The sequence below is a fragment of the Levilactobacillus spicheri DSM 15429 genome (assembly GCF_001435095.1).
GTDB lineage: Bacteria > Bacillota > Bacilli > Lactobacillales > Lactobacillaceae > Levilactobacillus > Levilactobacillus spicheri.
Genome location: NZ_AZFC01000015.1, coordinates 325393 through 343900, shown reverse-complemented (window position 1 = coordinate 343900; position 18508 = coordinate 325393). Strand labels below are relative to the sequence as shown.

Annotated in this window: 16 protein-coding genes and 1 riboswitch; of the genes, 6 read left to right on the top strand and 10 right to left on the bottom strand. The window is 59.0% G+C overall.

Annotated features, from left to right (window positions below):
• Positions 1–210 precede the first annotated feature (210 nt).
• Both FD37_RS05375 and FD37_RS05370 read right to left on the bottom strand, forming a co-directional pair.
• A complete protein-coding gene (locus tag FD37_RS05375; protein ID WP_056963997.1) occupies positions 211–1851 on the bottom strand; it encodes an alpha-glucosidase in 1641 nt (546 codons plus the stop codon).
• 356 nt (positions 1852–2207) lie between these two features.
• Positions 2208–3602 carry an FAD-binding oxidoreductase gene (locus tag FD37_RS05370; protein WP_056963995.1) on the bottom strand — a complete coding sequence of 465 codons (1395 nt, stop codon included), beginning with the start codon at positions 3600–3602 and terminating at the stop codon, positions 2208–2210.
• Between the two features lie 152 nt (positions 3603–3754).
• Between FD37_RS05370 and FD37_RS05365 the strand changes: the two genes are divergently transcribed.
• A complete protein-coding gene (locus FD37_RS05365; RefSeq protein WP_056963992.1) occupies positions 3755–4234 on the top strand; it encodes a pyridoxamine 5'-phosphate oxidase family protein in 480 nt (159 codons plus the stop codon).
• A gap of 195 nt (positions 4235–4429) precedes the next feature.
• Here the strand turns inward: FD37_RS05365 and FD37_RS05360 are convergent, their stop codons facing one another.
• The 3 genes from FD37_RS05360 to thiE form a co-directional block, all read right to left on the bottom strand.
• Complete coding sequence (locus FD37_RS05360) at positions 4430–5089, bottom strand: ABC transporter ATP-binding protein (protein ID WP_056963990.1); 660 nt, start codon at positions 5087–5089, stop codon at positions 4430–4432.
• Positions 5090–5101: 12 nt separating this feature from the next.
• On the bottom strand, positions 5102–6568 hold the full coding sequence (locus FD37_RS05355; protein WP_056963988.1) for an ABC transporter permease: 1467 nt from the start codon (positions 6566–6568) through the stop codon (positions 5102–5104).
• Between the two features lie 258 nt (positions 6569–6826).
• Complete coding sequence (gene thiE / locus FD37_RS05350) at positions 6827–7459, bottom strand: thiamine phosphate synthase (RefSeq protein ID WP_056963986.1); 633 nt, start codon at positions 7457–7459, stop codon at positions 6827–6829.
• 151 nt (positions 7460–7610) lie between these two features.
• Positions 7611–7701, top strand: a riboswitch (TPP riboswitch).
• A gap of 94 nt (positions 7702–7795) precedes the next feature.
• On the opposite strand from thiE, the gene thiS reads away from it, so the two are divergent.
• From thiS to FD37_RS05325, 5 genes are read left to right on the top strand one after another with little or no spacing between them, the layout of a single operon-like run.
• Entirely contained in the window at positions 7796–7996 is a 201-nt protein-coding gene (gene thiS, locus FD37_RS05345; RefSeq protein WP_045807511.1) for a sulfur carrier protein ThiS, read from the top strand.
• A gap of 11 nt (positions 7997–8007) precedes the next feature.
• Entirely contained in the window at positions 8008–8655 is a 648-nt protein-coding gene (thiF, locus tag FD37_RS05340; protein WP_056963984.1) for a sulfur carrier protein ThiS adenylyltransferase ThiF, read from the top strand.
• 21 nt (positions 8656–8676) lie between these two features.
• Complete coding sequence (locus FD37_RS05335) at positions 8677–9450, top strand: thiazole synthase (RefSeq protein WP_056964138.1); 774 nt, start codon at positions 8677–8679, stop codon at positions 9448–9450.
• Positions 9451–9482: 32 nt separating this feature from the next.
• The gene (locus FD37_RS05330; RefSeq protein WP_225436334.1) at positions 9483–10688 is read left to right on the top strand and encodes a M20 family metallo-hydrolase; all 1206 of its coding nucleotides are present in this window, start codon (positions 9483–9485) and stop codon (positions 10686–10688) included.
• Complete coding sequence (locus tag FD37_RS05325) at positions 10685–11941, top strand: dicarboxylate/amino acid:cation symporter (protein ID WP_045807514.1); 1257 nt, start codon at positions 10685–10687, stop codon at positions 11939–11941. Before FD37_RS05330 ends, FD37_RS05325 begins: the two co-directional genes overlap by 4 nt.
• Before the next feature lie 66 nt (positions 11942–12007).
• On the opposite strand, the gene FD37_RS05320 is transcribed toward FD37_RS05325, so the two are convergent.
• The 5 genes from FD37_RS05320 to FD37_RS12590 all read right to left on the bottom strand — a co-directional run bounded on the left by FD37_RS05320 (position 12008) and on the right by FD37_RS12590 (position 17862).
• Positions 12008–13201, bottom strand: a complete 1194-nt coding sequence (locus FD37_RS05320) for an AI-2E family transporter (protein WP_056963979.1) — start codon at positions 13199–13201, stop codon at positions 12008–12010.
• A gap of 132 nt (positions 13202–13333) precedes the next feature.
• Positions 13334–13975: a hypothetical protein gene (locus FD37_RS05315; RefSeq protein WP_056963977.1), complete on the bottom strand. Its 642-nt coding sequence runs from the start codon at positions 13973–13975 to the stop codon at positions 13334–13336.
• 12 nt (positions 13976–13987) lie between these two features.
• Positions 13988–15352, bottom strand: coding sequence for a GH25 family lysozyme (locus FD37_RS05310; RefSeq protein WP_056963975.1), 1365 nt, complete (start codon positions 15350–15352; stop codon positions 13988–13990).
• Positions 15353–15933: 581 nt separating this feature from the next.
• Complete coding sequence (locus FD37_RS05305) at positions 15934–16593, bottom strand: hypothetical protein (RefSeq protein ID WP_225436333.1); 660 nt, start codon at positions 16591–16593, stop codon at positions 15934–15936.
• 27 nt (positions 16594–16620) lie between these two features.
• Positions 16621–17862 (bottom strand): GH25 family lysozyme, encoded by a 1242-nt coding sequence (locus FD37_RS12590; protein ID WP_082605132.1) that lies wholly within the window; start codon positions 17860–17862, stop codon positions 16621–16623.
• Positions 17863–18508: the final 646 nt, after the last annotated feature.

Here is an 18508-nt window from a genome sequence, read left to right as displayed (position 1 = left end):
ATATCGGTCAAATCAATCATGGATTCGACCAATCTTCTTTAGAATAATTCACAACCCCATAGAATAATCTATACACTTGATGATAAAGAACATTCATCTGAAATGCAAGGTTAATAATAAATTTTATAGAAAAAACAACCCAATTAATGTTTTTGGCCCGACAATTTTCAAAGGGGGCGCCCACCTCGTCAGGTGAACGCCCCCCGATGCTTATTGCTCAACCTTTCTCAAATGGTATAACCGGGCCTCCCAGGGCTGGATGACCTGATCATCCGAGTCCGCATCAACCCGGAGATTGGTCAGAATCAGCTCGCTGGCCGTCAGGTCGAACTCCTGAGTGGTCGCGACCTGACTGCTCATATTGACCACAACCTGCCAGTTGTCACCATTGAGGGTCCGCCGGTAAACGTATAACTGGTTATCCTGGGTGTCGATCAGCTCATACCGGCCGGATTGCAGCGCCGGAATCGCCTTTTTGAATTGAATCAGCTGTTGGTAGAACGTCAGGACCGAATGGGGATCCTGCTGCTCGGTGGCCACGTTGCGGGTGGCCAAGCCCGGCGTCAGTCCGATCCAGGGCTGGTGGGTCGAGAAGCCGCCGTACTCGTCCGGCGTCCAGGGCAGCGGCGTCCGGGCGTTGTCCCGACTCTTGGTCGCGAGCTGCGCCAGAATCGCCGTTTCCGGCACACCGGCCGCCAGCTGACGGTGGTAGTAGTTCAGGCTATCCAGGTCTCGGTAGTCGTCCAGCCGTTTAAAGTGCGCGTTGGGCAACCCCAACTCCTGGCCCTGGTAGATGAAGGGGGTCCCCTTCATCAACATGTACCACATTCCCAGCGCCTGCGCCGAGCGCCGCGGATAGGCCGTGCCGTCGCCGTAGTAGGACACGGCGCGGGGCAAGTCGTGGTTCTCGATGAACAGGGCGTTCCACGCGTAGCCTTCCAAAGCGACCTGCCATTTGGACATATTCGCCCGCAGATCGGCCACCGGCAACTTGGGCTCGGCCGTCTCCCAGAAGTGGACGTGGTCGAACTCGAGTAAGAGGTCGAAGTACCCGTTCTCCGGGTCCAACCACTGCTTAGCGGTGGCCATGTCGATGCCCCCGGCCTCGCCAATGGCGACCAGGTGATTGCGCTGAAGTACGGGCCGTAGGGCGGCCAGGTACGGCCCCACCCCGGCGAGGTCCCGATAGTAGTCCGTCCGCGGATGGGCCACGTCGGCAAAGTCGGCGCACTTCTTGAGGTGGGTCACCCCATCGAACCGAAAACCGTCGACGTGGCGATTGGCCCACCACTGCACGATGTCCGCCATTTCCCGTTGCACGGCCGGATTCTCCCAATTCAGGTCAGGTTGTTCGGGGGCAAAGGAGTGCAGGTAGGCCTCGCCGGTCGCCGGATTCGGCGTCCAAGCGGACGTGCCGAAGACCGACTCCCAGTTGTTGGGCAGCGTCGTGCCGTCGCTGTCCCGCCAGATGTAGTAGTCGTGATAGGCGCTGGTCCGGTCGCGCTGGGCGGCCTGGAACCAGGGGTGCTGAATTGAAGTGTGATTCAGGGCCAGATCGATGACCACCTTGATGTTAACGGCGTGCAGCGCCGTCACCAGGGCATCGAAGTCGGCCAGGGTCCCGAACTGCGGGTCGACGTTGCGGTAGTCGGTGACGTCGTACCCGCTATCCACGTGACCCGAGGGATAAAACGATGCCAGCCACACGAAGTCCACGCCCAGGGACTGCAGGTAGGCAACCTTGCTTTGGATGCCGGGCAGGTCCCCGATGCCATCGTGGTTACTATCAAAAAAGCTTTGGGGGTAGATCTCGTACCCCACGGCCTGACGCCACCATTCTGTTGCGGTCATGTTCTTCTTCCTTTCGTGGCTGGAGTTCAACCGGTTGTTTTCCCGGCAGTCGAAAATTGCATTCGCTTCCAATTGTAACGAAAATCCCGGCGTTTGTCCGCTGAAAACCCAAAGTTTCGGCGGTAAGCCACACAACCGAGCCCTTACCGGTCGCCCGATAAATCCAGCAAAAGCCGTCCGGATGACGCCTAACATATCTAGACCAATCATCACTTAGTCTGACAATTTACCTGTCCATTTTTTTCGTTTTCACCCATTAAAGGCGTCCCACTATTCCGAGCGTTATCAAAAAAAGTGAGCCAACGTTTTTGATAATCGCGTTTACTCACTTTCTATATCAATTTCTGATAAGACGGCTAATCAATCTTTCGCTTCGGGTTCAACAGGTTCATCGGGTCGAACAGCGTCTTAATCTGGTGCTGCAGGTAATCGACGTTGGCCCCCAATTCGGCGTTGTTCCACTGGTTCTTCATCATCCCCACGGCGTGTTCTCCGGAGATGGTGCCGCCCAGCTCCAGCGTCTTACGGAAGGCCTGGCGCAAGGCTTCCAGGACCGCATCCGGGACTTCGGCCTGGTCCTGATTCCAGACGAAGGTCGGGTGGACGTTCCCGTCACCTGCGTGCCCGGCGGTGTAGATTTGCACACCCAGCCGCTGACTTAGGTCCTGCAAGTAGTCCATCATCGGGGCCAATTGTGACAACGGCAGCGCCATGTCCTCCATCAAGTGGTTGCGTCCGGCAAAGACGGCCGGCAACATGTCACGCCGCAACTGCTCCAGCTGCCCCTGTTCCTGCGGGTCCGTGGTGACCTGCACGTTTTGCCCCTGGTACTGCGCCAACAAGTCTTGTAAGACCTGGACGTTCTCATCGCTGCTCCCGTCCAAACGGAAGATTAGCATGGCCCCGCTATTATCGGCGTAGTGCGTCTTTTCGTACCGATCCAACGCCGCCACCGTGTTACCGTCGAGGGCCTCCAACATGGTCGGGTAGACCCCGGACATCCGGATGGCCGCCACGGCCTTGGCCAGTTGCGTCATGTTTTCGAAGAAGGCCAGTCCCATGATCGACTTGCCCAGCGGAATTGGCAACAGCTTGACCGTCACCTCGTACACGATACCCAGCGTCCCCTCGGACCCGATGAACAGTTGTGTCAGGTCGTACCCGAAGGCCTGCTTCAAAGTGCGCCCGCCCAGGGAAATCGTCCGGCCATCCGCCAGCACGGCCTTTAGCCCCAGCACGTTATCCTTGGTGGCGCCATACCGCACGGTACTCATCCCCCCCGCGTTGGTTGAGACGTTGCCCCCAATCGACGAGATGGGCTTAGAACCGGGATCTGGCGCGTAGAACAACCCCTGCTTGCGGGCGGCTTGGTCCAGGTCGCCATTCACGACACCGGGTTGGACCACGGCCAGCGAATCGTCCTTGCTGATCTCTAAGATTCGGTTCAGCTTGCGGGTCGACAAGATGATGGCGCCGTCAATGCCATCGGAGCCCATCACCGTACTGGTCGCCGTGGTCTGAGGGACCACCGCGATATGAAACTTTCGAGCCGTCCGTAAGACCCCCTGAATGTCCGTGACGCTCGCCACCTCGACAAACGCCCGGGCGAGGTGCCCGGCACCCCCCGAAGCATTCGCGTTAAACGACTGTTGCGTCAGCGTTTTCACGTCGGTGCTGACCGTGCCGTCCGGGACCTGTTCGCGCAGGTAAGCCACAATCTCATCATCGGTAAACGCACTAAATACCGTCATGTTTTAACCTTCTTCTATAATTGACTATCGTTCATTTTTCAAAAACTTAGGATTATTATAGCGCGCCCGTTTTTCCCAGACAATTATTTTCACTTCCCGTGGGTCGTCGATAATTGTGAAGCCTATAATGAATTTATAGGGAGGGATTTATCATGCATCAACCACAACAAGCCGTTACCGATCGCACCCAGATTCACCAATTCATCCAGGCGGGACACGTACTTCAGCTCGCCTTAAACGACGGCGTCTACCCGTACGTGGTCCCGGTCAACTATGGCTACGTCTTCGACGAGGCCGACCAACTGCACTTCTACGTCCACGGCGCACCGGTCGGTAAGAAGCGGACCCTGATTGCTGCCGACCCGCACGTGGCCTTCAGCATCGTCGCCGACCGGGCGTTCGAGCACACGGCCAACAGCTGCACCTACTGGTTCAAGAGCGTGCTGGGAACGGGGACCGCGACACTCCTCACCGATCACCAGGAGAAGGCCCAGGCCCTCCAACTCCTACTGCGCCATGAGGCCGGCGACCAGGCGCACCTGGACCTGACCCACAAGGACCTCAGCCACCTGGGCGCCATCCGCATCGACGTGGACCAGCTGACCGCCAAGCAGCACCAACCCGAAGAATAATCATCTACGCGACGTGCCGATTGCTTCCGCTCAGCTGGGCCGTGACGACCGTGGGCACGACTTGAAGCTCCGAAAACCATGCACCCATACAATGCGAAAAGGGTCTGGACAAAAATCCAGGCCCTTTTCGCATTGTATGGTGACACATCATGAGTTCCAAGATTGTTCGAACCGTCTTGGCCCCCTGCTTTTCAATTAAGCTAACTGTTTAAACCGCTTGTTCTCCAGCCGAAACTGGTGGTCACATTGGGCCGCCACGTCCGGTTCGTGGGTCACGATGATGACACACTTGTGTTGCTCGTGGGCGATTTTTTGGAACTGGGCGATGACCGCTCGGGTGTTGTCCTCGTCCAGGTTCCCAGTGGGTTCGTCGGCCACGACCAGCTGGGCGTCGCAGGCCATGGTCCGCGCAATCGCGACCCGTTGCTGCTGGCCCCCGGAGAGGTGTTGAACGTTACGGGTCAACTGGTCGTCCGCGATGCCCAGGTCCTTTAAGATCTGGCGCGCATACGCCTTGTCCCCCGCGTGTTTGGCATTGGTGATGGCCATCGCCGTCAAGAGATTGTCCAGCGGTGACATGTAGGTGAACAGGTTGTAGGCCTGAAAAACGATGGCCACGTCATGCCGGCGGTAGTTGGTCAAGCCAATCTGCTTGAGAGATCGGTCTTCCAACAGGATCTCCCCGGTCTTGGGCTTGTCCAGCCCGGCAATCAGCGACAGAAACGTGGTCTTCCCGGTCCCACTGTGGCCCAGGATGGCGTAGGACTTGCCCACGTCAAAGGTGAGGTTCACGTTTTGAAACAGCGGCTCGTTAGCCGTTTGGTACCAGTAACCCAAATCTTGTGTTTTTAACATGGCAGGTCCTCCTTAGGAAATCAGCACTTTCTTCGGTTCCAGTCGCAGGATCCCGCCCGAGGCGATCATGATCGACAGGAAGGTAATCGCAAGACCAAAGCCGCCCAGTTCCGCCAGGTCGACCGCACTGACCGTGATGGCCAACTTGGTCTTCGCTTGCTGGGTACTGCTGCTACTGGTGCTGCCCGGACCCCCGTGACCCATCTGACCACTCGGTTGGCCGCCGTTTTGGCCGCCGCCACCCGGTTGGTTCGAACTGCTACTGGTGGTCTGGGTGGTCGTCGCCGTCTGCGAGACCAGTTGGGACCCCAGCTGGTTGCCGACGAACTTGCCCCCGGCACCGGCAATCGCCAGAGCGACCACCAGGACCATCACCATTTCGGTGAAGAATTGGGCCACGATCTTCCACCGCGCTTCCCCTAGGGAAAGGAGCACGCCAATTTCGAACCGGCGCTCACGGATCATCAGGATGACGATCAAGGCCAGGATGATGGTACCGGCAATTGCTACCAGCCAAACGATCTTGTTGGCAAAACTTTCGACGCTGGCCATCGACGACTTGACCGTCTGGTAGCTCGAGTCGTCGGTACTCAGCGCGTACTTGCTGGTGTTGATCAGCTTCTTACCAGCAGTCTTCACGCTGCTGACCTTGCTAGGCGTGGTCACGTTAAAGACCACCGAATCCGCGGTACCCTGGTACTTGCTGCCCTTGAAGGTGTTGGCCAGGGTGTACGAGGTGTACATCGTGTTCGCCGGGTCGGTGCTCATCGGGCCCGCGCTGCTGGCGCTGGTCGAGCTGGCCTTGTAGATGCCGACGACCTTCAGGCTGACCGTCGACTTGCTGCCACTGGTCTCCTTGACCTTGATGGTGTCGCCAACGCTCAGGTCGTTTTGGCTCGCCAGGTCCTTTTCGATCACCACGTGGTTGGTGTTCTTATCGGCGGTGGTGATGCCGCGGCCCTTCACGATCTTGCTCTGCTTGTCGCTAAAGTCGCTGGTCAGGCTGGTCGCGGAGACCCCGGTGATGGCGGTGTCGCCGGAACTGGTCGTCGACTTCATGCCGCCGGGACCCCCACTATTGCCGCTGCCCATCCCGGTACTGGTCGACACGGTGTCGTAGGACTTCGCGTTGACCGAGGTGCTACTGGTCACGTTGTAGCTGCCAACGTTGCTCAGCGCCGCAATCTTGGTCGCGTCGCTCAATTTGACCGGCGTCAGCGTCATCTTCGGCCGGCTGCTCTTCGATGACGAGCTGCTACTGCTGCTCTGCATCTTCTTAAAAGCCGCCTGCCGGTTGGCCGACAGGGTCACGGTCGCGCCAACGTCGGCCTTGGCCTGGTCGGTCGCCTTGATGGCCGCACTGCGGATCAACAGCCCCGCGAGCACGAACATCAAAATGGCCGCCGACACCAAAATTAACAGAATCGAACGGCCCTTCTTCGCCCAGACGTTTAACCAGGCGCGTTTACAAAAATTCATGAGGTCGCCTCCATTTTTCGTGTGCTTGACAAAATCCGTCTAAAGCCATGAATCGGTTATACCAAACCCGGCTTATCGAAAACTAAAGGGCCCCTTATCCGTTAACCTGACGTTAAGCTTGGTCACAAAATAGCACATGGGCTGCTACTCAACGGCGAAAAAAAAGCAGGCAGCCAATTCTCCAAAGTAGAGAACTGTCTGCCTGCTTGCCCCGTTGTCTCTCAAAATGGTCGGTCCTCACCCATCGGCCTGACCCCGTCACCCAATCACCGTTAACACCCGTTGACGCAACGCCCGGGCGGCCGCTTCGGGATTCGCCGCCTTCATAATGGCCGAGACCACGGCCACCCCCGCCACGCCCGCGGGCGCCACGGCGGCCACGTTGGTGGCGTTCAAGCCGCCGATCGCGTAGACCGGAATCGGCACGGCCTGGCGAATGGCCGTCAACGTCGCCACGCTGGTGTGGACGGTCTGAACGTGGGTGGTGGTCGGGAAAATCGCCCCCACGCCTAGATAGTCGGCGCCTTGGGCCACCGCTGCTTGGGCCTGTTCCAGGGTCTTGGCCGTGGCGCCAATCAGCTTATCCGGTCCCAGGATCCGCCGGGCCACCGCCACCGGGAGGTCCGTCTGCCCCAGGTGAACCCCCGCCGCATCGACGGCTTGGGCCACGTCTAAGCGATCATCGATTAGTAAGGGCCGTTGGTAACGGTCAGTAATTTCTTTCACACTTTTAGCCAGTTTATAATACTCGCGACTGCTAACGGTTTTCTCCCGTAATTGAATCAGGTCCACCCCACCCCGACAGGCGGCGTCGATTTGGCGCAAAAATTCCGCGGGGGTGTTATCTAAGCGGTCGGTGACTAGGTACAACGGTCGGCTGGTCATGGTCATGAGTCGTCTCCTCCAGATCCTGTTTCCCAATTTTCTCCAGATTAGCAGAGGACCGGCGTTTCGTCCAGCCGATGCTTTTGCTTGACATTCCACACAGAGTTGACTATAAATAATGTGACGGGTCAGTTTGACCCCATCATATCGCAACAAATAAGTTCGTCTGGGGTGCCATTTGGCTGAGAATAGACCCATCGAACCTGATGTAGTTCGCACTACCGAAGGAAGCACGTTCTGAAAAATCGAAGGTCTGAGGTCGTTGAGCCCATTAACCAGCGACCGGGCTTTCGGTCCCATTTTGGACCCCTTTCTTCGGCCATCCAGAAAGGGGCCCTTTTTTTGATTTCAGTTAACGGCGAATCCGTCGCCAATCAAGCCGGTCAGACCATTCTGGCCTTACTCACCCAGCGTCACGCACCCATCGATAACCTAGTCGTCGAGCTCAACGGCCAGATTATCCACCGTCCCGCCTTTGCCACGACCACCCTGCACACCGACGACCGCGTCGAACTCATCTCGTTCGTCGGCGGCGGTCGTTAGGGGGCCCGCACATGACCCCCACTCATTTACAAGGTCTCGCCCTGGACACGGTCTACGCCAACATGAAGGACCGCAACGTTGCCGACAGCACCACCGCGTTGGCGGCGGCCCACGTCATCATCGCCGGCGCCGGGGGCTTGGGCTCCAACGTGGCCATTGCCCTGGCCCGCATCGGCGTGGGCGAGCTGACCCTGATTGACTTTGACAGCGTCGAGCTCAGCAACCTCAACCGCCAGCAGTACAAGTTAAGCCAGGTCGGTATGCCCAAGGTCACGGCCCTCAAGCAAAACCTCCAGGAGTTCAATCCCTTCGTGACGGTTCACGCCGTCATCGCCAAGATCACCCCCGCCAATGTCGCCGACCTCTTCGCCGGGGCCACCGTCATCTGTGAGGCCTTCGACGATCCTGCCGCCAAGGCCATGCTCCTCGACACCCTGAGCGGCGTCTACCCGCAGGTCCCACTGGTCATGGCGACCGGCATGGCCGGCGTCCACAGCGCCAACACCATCGTCACCAAGCGCGTGCGCGAGCACCTCTACATCGCGGGCGACGGTACGTCTACCGGTGCCGAGGGCCTCATGGCGCCCCGGGTGATGATTGCCGCGGGCCACGAGGCCAACATGGTCACCCGTTTGATTCTTGGTCAATCCACGATTTAGACAAAGGAGATATTTACGATGATGAACAACGCAACAGATGCCTTAACGATTGGTGGTCACACCTTCACGTCCCGCTTCATCCTGGGATCCGGCAAGTATTCCTACGACCTGATCGACGCCGCCGTGAAGAACGCCCACGCCCAGATCATCACCATGGCCTTACGCCACACCACCAACGCCGAGGACAACATCCTGAACTTCATTCCCGAAGGCGTCACGATCCTGCCGAACACCTCGGGTTCCGCCACGGCCGAGGAGGCCATCCGGACCGCACGGCTGGCCCGCGAGCTTAGCGGCAGCGACTTCATCAAGTTGGAGGTCGTCCCCGATAAAAAGTACTTAATGCCGGATAACCAGGCCACCCTGCAGGCCACGGAAGTCCTGGCCAACGAAGGCTTCATCGTCATGCCGTACATCTTACCCGACCTGAACGTTGCCAAGCAGCTAGTCGACGCCGGCGCCGCCACGGTCATGCCACTGGCCGCCCCCATCGGCACCAACCAGGGACTGGCCACTAAGTCGCTGATTCAACTGCTCATCGACGAGATCGACGTGCCGGTGATCATCGACGCCGGCATCGGTCGGCCGAGTCAGGCCGCCGAAGCCATGGAAATGGGCGCGGACGCCATCATGGCCAACACCTCGATGGCCACGGCCGCCAACATTCCCCTGATGGCCGACGCCTTCCGCCTCGCCGTCGAGGCTGGACGCAAGGCCCACCTCGCCGGACCGGGCCGGGTCATCACCCAGGGCGCCGTCGCCTCGTCACCCCTGACCGGCATCAGCAAGGCCTAACCATGAAACCAATATCCTTTGGAGAAACCCTCGTGACGATTACCGCCCTGGCTGGCAGCCAGCCGGGGCAAAACCGGTTGGTTTACACTCCCGCCTGGGTGCGTGCCCAGACCGCCCTGATCCGTTGGGGCCAGGACGCCGGCCTCCAAGCGACCGTGGACGACTTTGGGACCGTCTACCTAGATTTAATTGGCCGCGACCCGAGCACCGTGATTGCCACCGGTTCCCACATGGACACCGTGGTCGACGGCGGCCGGTTCGACGGGCTGTACGGCGTGTTGGGCGGGTTTCAGGCTCTCACCACGCTTCAGCAGCGATCCGGCCAACCCGACCACACCCTCCGGCTGATTTCCTTTAGCGAAGAGGAGGGTAGTCGTTTCCCCGTCACCTTTAGCGGCTCCAAACACTACACCCACCAAGCCGTCGACGGGACCTTGACCGACGCCACGGGCACAACCTTGGCGACCGCCCAACATGCGGCGGTCACCCAATTACTGGCGCTGCCCAACGTGCACCACGCGCGACCGGCCCTGCCCCAGTCCTTCACGGAACTGCACATCGAACAGGGCCCCCGCTTGGAACAAGCCCGGCGTCAAATCGGGCTGGTCACCGGGTTGGTCGGCCAGCGGCGCCTGACCATCACGCTTCAGGGCGTTGCCAACCACGCTGGCACCACCCCGATGGCCCAGCGCCACGACGCCCTGCAGGCCGCCGTTTGGCTGATCAACCGGCTCCGCACACTGGCTGCCACGTTAAGTCCCGACCTGACGTTTACCGTGGGACGGCTCGACGTGACCCCCAACACCCCCAACGTGATTCCCGGCCGCGTCAGCTTCACCGTGGACTTTCGCCACGCGGATAACGAGGTGCTGACCCGGTTTGAAGACCTGATTCACCAGGAGGCTCACCAGGTGCCCGACGCCACCCTGACCCTGGCCATCAACCGCTGGGTCCAGGACGACCCGGTCGTGTTCGATTCCGCCTTGCTGGCCACGAACCAGCGACTGGCCGACCGACTCGGCCTCACCAGCCAACAGCTGGTCAGCGGTGCCGGTCACGACAGTGGCATCATGAGCCGGGTGACCCCCACGGCCATGATCTTCGTGCCCAGCGTGGCCGGCATCAGTCACGCCCCGGCCGAGTTCACCGCCCCGGCTGACCTGGAAGCCGGCATCCACCTGCTGACCGCGAGCCTGCAGGCGCAGGCCTACGTGACCCAGGAGGTGACCGTCCGATGAAACGCCTGAGTCTCACCAGTCAAATCATGCTGGGCATGGTCGGCGGCATCCTGATTGGCCTGCTCTTCGGTCCCCAAATTGCCGGGATCAAAATTCTGGGCGACATCTTCTTACGGTTGATTCAGATGACCGTGGTGCTCTTGATCTTCGGCGCCGTCATCGAGGCCATCGCCGGGTTGGAAAGCCAAGCCCTGGGCAAGCTGGGGCTCAAGACCGCGCTGTGGTTCCTGATCACCACGGTGATTGCCGCCGTGATCGGGTTGGTCATGGGGCAGGTCTTTCGCCCCGGTGCCGGAATCACCCTGGCAACGGTCCAGCACCAGGCGGCGACCGTGAAGACGCCCCCCGACCTGACGACCACGATTCTGAACTTCTTCCCACAGAACATCTTTGCGGCGTTGAGTGCAGGAAACGTGATTCAGGTCATCGTCTTCGCCATCCTCTTCGGCATCGTCCTGAACCGGGCGAACCAGGATCACGAATTCGACAACGTCCTGCTGCTGATTCGCCAAATCAACCAGCTAGCGACTAAGCTGGTCATGTTCATCATGCGCCTGGCCCCCGTGGGCATCGGTGCCTTGATGGTGGGCGTGGTCGCCAACAGCGGGGCCGCGGCGTTACTGCCATTGCTCAAGTTTCTGATTGTTTACGGGTTCAGCACGGTCCTCTTCTTGGCGGTGCTTTTCCTATTGATCAGCTGGTACGCCAAGGTGCCGTTGGGCGGCCTGCTGCACGGGTTCTCCCGCATCATGCTGGTCGCGCTGACCACCACCTCATCGGCCGTCAGTCTGCCCATCGAGATGCAGGACGCCCACGAACGCCTCGGCGTCAGTCACCGCATCAATCAATTGGTGCTGCCCCTGGGCATGGCGCTCAACAGTAACGGCCTGGCCATGTACCTCGCCCTCGTCTGCGCCATGGTCACGCAGCTCTACAACATCCAGCTGTCGCTGGGACTGATGGTCCAAATCGTCAGCCTGGCGGTCTTGGCCTGCCTGGGGACCGTGGTCGTCCCCGGCGGCGGTCTGGTGGCCCTGGCCATCATCATCCCCACCCTAGGACTTCCGACCGAAAGCATCGCCCTGCTAGCCGGCATCGACTGGTTCTCCGGGATGTTCCGGACGGTGGCCAACGTGGTGGGCGATACCACCACGGCGATTGCCATCGCCAGCGACGAGGACGAACTGAACCGGCAGCCCTACCTGCTGGCCAGTCCCCGGCGGTGGCGCAAGCACTCCGCCTCATCTAAATAAACCGCGTTCTTTTCAAAAAGGGAGCAAGCCGTCATGGCGACGACTTGCTCCCTTTGGCGTTGATGATTAGATTTCCACGTGACCCTCACCCGGTTTTTCTAGCGCCTCATCCGGCAGGACGTCGGGGTACAGGGCGGAGTATTCCTGGTACCAGTGGAAGATGGTCGTGACGAAGACCTTCAACACGGCGAATCCGGGGACCCCCAGGACCACCCCGGTCAGGCCGAACATCTTGCCAGCTGCCAGCAGGACGAAAACGATGGTGATGGGGTGCATTTCCAGGCTGTTCCCCATGATCAGCGGTGACAGGACCTGCGTTTCCAGGACCCACTCGATCAGGTACACGATGACAACCCCCAGCAACATGGACGGGCTGGTGATGGCCCCGATGATCAGGGCGGGCAGCAGGGCGATGGCGGACCCGAAGTACGGGATCAGGTTCAATGGCCCCGCGATGACCCCCAGCAACAGCGCGTACTTCAAGCCGATGATAGAGTACCCGGTGGTGAAGATGATCAGCACGCACAGCGCCACGGTCAGTTGGCCGCGGATGTAGGAGCTGACCTTGACGTTCATCTGGTCCAGCATCACGATGAACCGGTCACGGTACCCCGTCGGCACGACCTTACTCAGGTACTTGGGGAAGCGGCTGCCGTCCTTCAGCATGAAGAACAGGACCAGCGGTGCGGTGATTAGCGTGATGATCCAGTCGCTCACGGTGGTCACCACGTTGCTCAGCGAGCTCAGCGTTCCGGTCAACAGGTTCCAACCCCGCTTCGAGAAGTAGGTGCTGACCCGCTGATTGATGGTGTTCAGGTTATCGTTCGACAGCCAGTGGTGCTGCTGGTTCGCGGCGTTCAGTTTGTGGATGACGTCGTTGGAGAACTGCGGTAGCGACCCGATGATCCCCGCCGTTTGCTTGGTTAGAAACGGAATCAGGTTCAAGAAGATCAGAACCAAAATGGCCACGGTGACCACCATGGCAATCGCGATGGCGATGCTCTCCTTAATATGTAGGCGCCGCTCCATCCAGTGCACCAACGGATCCAGGACGTAGTAGAGGATGCCGGCCACGATGATGGCGGGCGCCGCGATGCCGATGAACTTCCAGATGGGGTCCAGGAGCCCGGCGTTTTGCACGACCTCGTTGACCACTAATAGGAACAAAAAGACGTTTAATAAAAGAATGGTAATGTGATTATTTAAAAAGCGTTGATAGAACCAGGAAAATCCCGATTCGGATTGACGCAACTTATTCAAGGTTCATTCCCCCTACAAGTTTCAGTACCCCTAGTGTACGGCGTTTCCACCGCCCTGACTAGCTCTCCCGTCATTTTGGGTATAAAAAAAGTTATTCCGCGGTTAAACGGAATAACTTCTTGACGCATCCTGCTAGTTGTCGCTGTTTTGCGCCAACTTGACGGTGCTGGCCGCCGTTTGGCCGCTGACCGTGTAGAGCTGCTTGCCGGACTGCCACTTGACCGTGTTGGTCTGGTTGGCGTCATCCCCGCTGTACACGGTGATGGCCCCGGTCTTGGCATCGCTCGGCAGGTCGGCCTTGGCCAGTTGGCGGTTGATCTGCTTGGCAAATTGCGTCGGGTTCCCAGCCTGGTCGGCGTTATCGGTGATTGCCGTGACCGACCACTTACCGGTGTTCCAGTGGACGTAGGTGTGCCCCATGACCCCCTGGGTCACCGCCGTGGTCTTGCCGGTCAGCTTCACGGTCGCTCCCTGGGTGGTGCTGCCCACGTAGTCGACCTCGTCCTTGGCCGTCGCGGTCGTCCCCACCGTTTGTTTCCGGTAGGTCGCCTGTTGATCCGTGGTCTTGTCGCGGTACTTGACCGTGTAGTTCTGCTTGGTGCCGCTGGCGCTGGTGGCGGTCAGCTTCGTGCTGTCAGCCGTGGCCGTGGTCGGCGCGGTCGTTTGGCTGACCGAACTAACGTCGTTGGCCGCGTGCATGGTCAAAAACGTGCCGGACCCCAGGACCGCCAGACTCGTGGCCAGGGTCACCATTAATTTCTTTGGTCGTTGCATGTCGATTCCTCCCTATTCTTGAACGTAGCTTTGCAGTGCCGTGACGTATTTCCCGTTACTCAAAACGAAGTAACGTGAGCCGGTCGACCGCTTCTTGACCGCCGTGACCGTTAACTTCTTACCTTTAGCGACCGCCGTCGAACGTTGCGACTTCTTAAAGCTGGTCCCAGTGTACTGGTAAAGCTTCTTCTTGGTGGTTATCTGCTTGTTACTGTTCAAGGACTCGTAGTAGGCGTGGTCGGAGAACTGGGTGTTCGCCGAGATGTACCCGATGCTGGTCTTGATCCGGTAGGACTTGCCACTCGGCGCCTTGACGACCTTGCCGGCCACGGTGTCCCCACTGACGTAGTAGGCGCCGGTCTTCTTGGTCAGGGCCGCGTCCGAGTAGACGTAGAGCTTGCGGTTCAGGGTAAACGACCCGTGTTGACCGTACCAGTAGCCGGTCCCGTCCTGTGACAGGACCCACTTCCCCAGGGCGCTGATGTACAGGGCCTGTTTGGATTTCGACTGGGTCAGGCTCTTGACCTTATCGATCTTGTAAAACTTCTGCCGGTCGGCACTGGCGATTGCCGTCCCATCCACGTACTTCGAGGCATTTTTATGTAGATAAATGTGCTGCCCCTTGCGATAACTGCTGTAGGCGTAAGTCGTGGTGGCCGTGGTGTGGTCCAGGGCCGTCGTGACGCTGTCGGTCCACCAGGAGATCGGGTGAACGGACGTCTCGGCCTTACTGTTGTCGGTGTACTCGCCGAGCGCGGACAGGTAGTTGCTATCGGTGTACTGCCACAGGGCAAACGAAATGGTCGGCGTAGAGGAATAGTTGGCAATCCACTGGGCGTCGAAGTTCTTCCGCGCCGTGTTGGCGTAAGACGTGGCGAAACTTTGATACGAGTAGAAGACCAGGTTCTTACTGGTCAGTGACCGCATCTCATCGTACCAGGCCTTGACCGCGGCGTTGGTGGTGCCCGACGTCACGTCGTTTTCTTCAAAGTCGAGGGCGTAAAACTTGGCGTTCTTATTCGACCGGTTATAAAAGTCCTTGGCCTCCTGCTTGGCGCTGGCCACGCTGGTGAAGCGGGCGTAGTCGTACTCCCCAAACGGGATTCCGTACTTCACGTACAGCGCGGTGTTGTTGGTCGCGTACAGGTCCTGGTAGGACGACCCGTACTGCCGCCGGTTGATGACGAAGGAAACTTGACTTTTCAAGTTTGAGACCTGGCTCGCCGACAATTTCCCCTGCCACTCGGAAATGTCCGGAATGGCCAGGGTACTGGCGTGGGCCACGGTTTGACCGCCCCAGGCCAACCCCGCCATGGCGCCCAGGACTGCGAGCGCCTGGGTCAGCTTGCGGGTAAGATGTTGTTGTGCAATGAACATGTGATGGCACTTCCTAACTTTAATGACTGAATTTTCCCCACTCCACGTTCCAGTGATACCGTGCGCTCATCCCCGTGCACGGTGCTCCCCATCACGGTCACCTCCAAACCGAAATCATTCTTACTGTAACTTATTCAGGTGTGCATCCCGTAACAAGTCAGTTGCAATTGCGTTACCCAAAGTTACAGTTTGGTTGGCCATCGGTCAGACTATCAACCGGGGAGCGGCCGGACGATTGAGGCCCCGAACCGCTCTTGAATCGGCGATCAGCTGGCGATCTTGTGGGGACTGGCACCACGTTCGATCGGCGTATTCCCCCGATGTGGGCCACGGGAAAAAGCCGACACGCCGTTGCGGAATGGCTGATTGTCCCCCTTAAACAAAGCCAGGCACCCGTGTCAAAATCATGGCTACCCGCTTTTTACCGATTTAACCAATGACCCGTTTGGTGACATCGCTTGTCCTTCCATCCCCTTCGCACAAAAAAGGCGCCACCGATATTGTCTCGGTGACGCCTCAATGAGGATGAACCACTTCCGGGGGGAAAGGGTCCTGTGATGCTGGTTAACGCCGTGCAGCCGCTAATGGTCGCTGTTTTGCGCTAACTTGACGGTGCTGGCCGCCGTTTGGCCGCTGACTGTGTAAAGCTGCTTACCGGACTGCCACTTGACCGTGTTGGTCTGGGCACCGCCCGCATCGTCGTTGGTCGAACTATAGACCGTGACCGCACCGGTCGTGGCGTTGCTCGGCAAGTCCTGTTGCGTCAATTGCTGGTTGACCTGCTTAGCAAACTGGGTCGGCGTCCCGGTCTGGTCGGCGTTGTTGGTGACCGCCGTGACCGACCATTTGCCGGTGTTCCAGTGAACGTAGGTGTGCCCCATGACGCCCTGGACCACGGCTTTCGTCCCGTGATTCAGGCTCACCGTGGATCCCTGCGTGCCACGCCCGACGTAGTTGACCTCGTCAGCCGCGGTCCCGGCACTGCCCAGGGTCCGCTTCTGAAAGGTGGCACTTTGGCCGGCTCCCCGGTAATCAACCGTGTAGTTCTGCCGGGTGCCACTCGTGCTGGCCGCGGTCAGCTTCGTCCCCGCGGTGGTCGCCGTTGTCGGAGCCGCCGTCTGGCCGACGGAACTGACGTCGTTGGCCGCGTGGGTCGCCAGCAAGGTGCCGGACCCCAGGGCCGCCAGCAACGCTAAACTCGTGGTGGCCGTAACAACTAATTTCTTCGTTCGTTTCATCATGATGTTTGTTGGTCTCCTTCACTGACGTTACTTCACAACTGTGGCGTACTTGGTATTGGCCGTGACGTACCCGTAGTAGGTCTTGATCCGGTAGGCGTGGCCGTTCGGCGCCTTGACAATCTTGCCATGGACCGTATCGCCCGCCACGTAATAACTTCGCGTCTTGTGCGTCAGGCTGGCGTTACTGTAGACGTTGAGCCGATGATTCAGGCGATAGCCCGCGTGGTTGCCGATCCAGTAGCCGGTCCCGTCCTGCGCGTAGATCCACTTGCCCAGCGCCCCCAGGTACAGGGCCTGTTGGGAACTGCCGTGGTTGACGGTCTTGACCCGGCTGATGCGGTAGAACCGTTGCCGAACCGACCGTGGAATCCGCGTCCCGTCGGTGTAGGTGCTGGCACCCTTATGCAGGTAAACGTGCTGGCCAACCTTGAACTGGCTGTAAGCCGTCGAAATGGCCGCCGACTGACTTGTGGTGGTCGTCGGGGCACTACTGCTGCTAGCGCTCGCGCTGCTCGATGACGTGCTGGCCACGCTGGCGTCACTCGCAGTCCCTGTGTGCGTCAGGGCCAGCGAGACGCTGTCGGTCCACCAGGAGACCGGGTGCACGTTGGTCATGGCCTTGCTGTTATCCGTGTATTCGTTTAGCGCGGAGAGGTAGTGGCTGTCGGTGTACTGCCACAGGGCAAATGAAATCGTGGGCGTGTAGGAGTAGTTGGCGATCCACTGGGCATCAAAGCTCTGGCGCGCCGAGTTGGCGTAGCTGGTGGCGAAGCTTTGGTAGGAATAGAAGACCAGGTGCTTGCCGGTCAGGGAGCGCATCTCGTTATACCACGCCTTGACGGCCGCGTTGGTGCTCCCCGAGGTCACGTCGTCCTCTTCGAAGTCGAGGACGTAGAACTGGGCGTTCTTGTTGGAGCGGTCATAGAAGTCCTGCGCCTCGCGTTTGGCGCTGGCCGCACTGGTGAACCGGGCGTAGTCGTATTCCCCGAACGGAATTCCGTACTTCACGTATAAACTGGTATTATTGGTGGCGTACTTATCCTGGTAGCCGGACCCGTACTGCCGCCGGTTGATGACGAAGGAGACCTGATTTTTCAGGTTAGCGACTTGGCTGGCGGACAGACGCCCCTGCCACTCGGAAATGTCCGGAATGGCGGGCGTGCTGGCGTGGGCCACGGTCTGATTGGCCCAGGCAAAACCCGCCACGGCACTCACCAGAGCGGCCGTTTGGGCCAACCGGTGTGTCCATTGATGATGCTGCTTTAACATATAATTCCAACTTCCCCTCTAAAATCCACACGTGCGGTGGTTCCCTGGAAGTTTGGCCGTCCCCGCGGGCGTTGCTTCTAGTCATGCCGTTGCGTGCCTGTCATGTTCGTTCACCCTCTACTGTAGTCCGCGTTCCTTAACTTTGGTGACAGTTCCGTGTCATTTTAGTTACCGATGGTTACAGAACCGTGATAGCTGGGAGTTGCTAAACTGATTGGTGGGGAATGTATTCCGAGCAAAACAATTTGTTCGTGCGCAACCTTCGCTCCACGCCGGCGAGCAAGCTGGTCGTACAGGTGGGACGATGCTGAAGCTTCGCAAAAAACGCGAATCTCCAGAACTCGGCCTTGATGTAACCTGGCCAAAAACGCCAGGTAACATCAATTTCACCACGACCATCAAGTCGCCTCTGTTCCGTTCACATTGGCGAGTTTCCTTCATGAACCAGATAACTCGACAGCTTTTACCATCATCCGCTAAGGTCATCTAACGGATGATGGCGGCATTACATGACTGTCCACTGCTTATACCTGTTGCGGTGCGGGAATGCTGACAGAATCCATGGTCCGCCATGGTAATTGGCAAATACCGGCTTTAGCGCTGGCTGCGATTCTACTCCATCCCGCAACGTGGCGTCGGCGTTTTT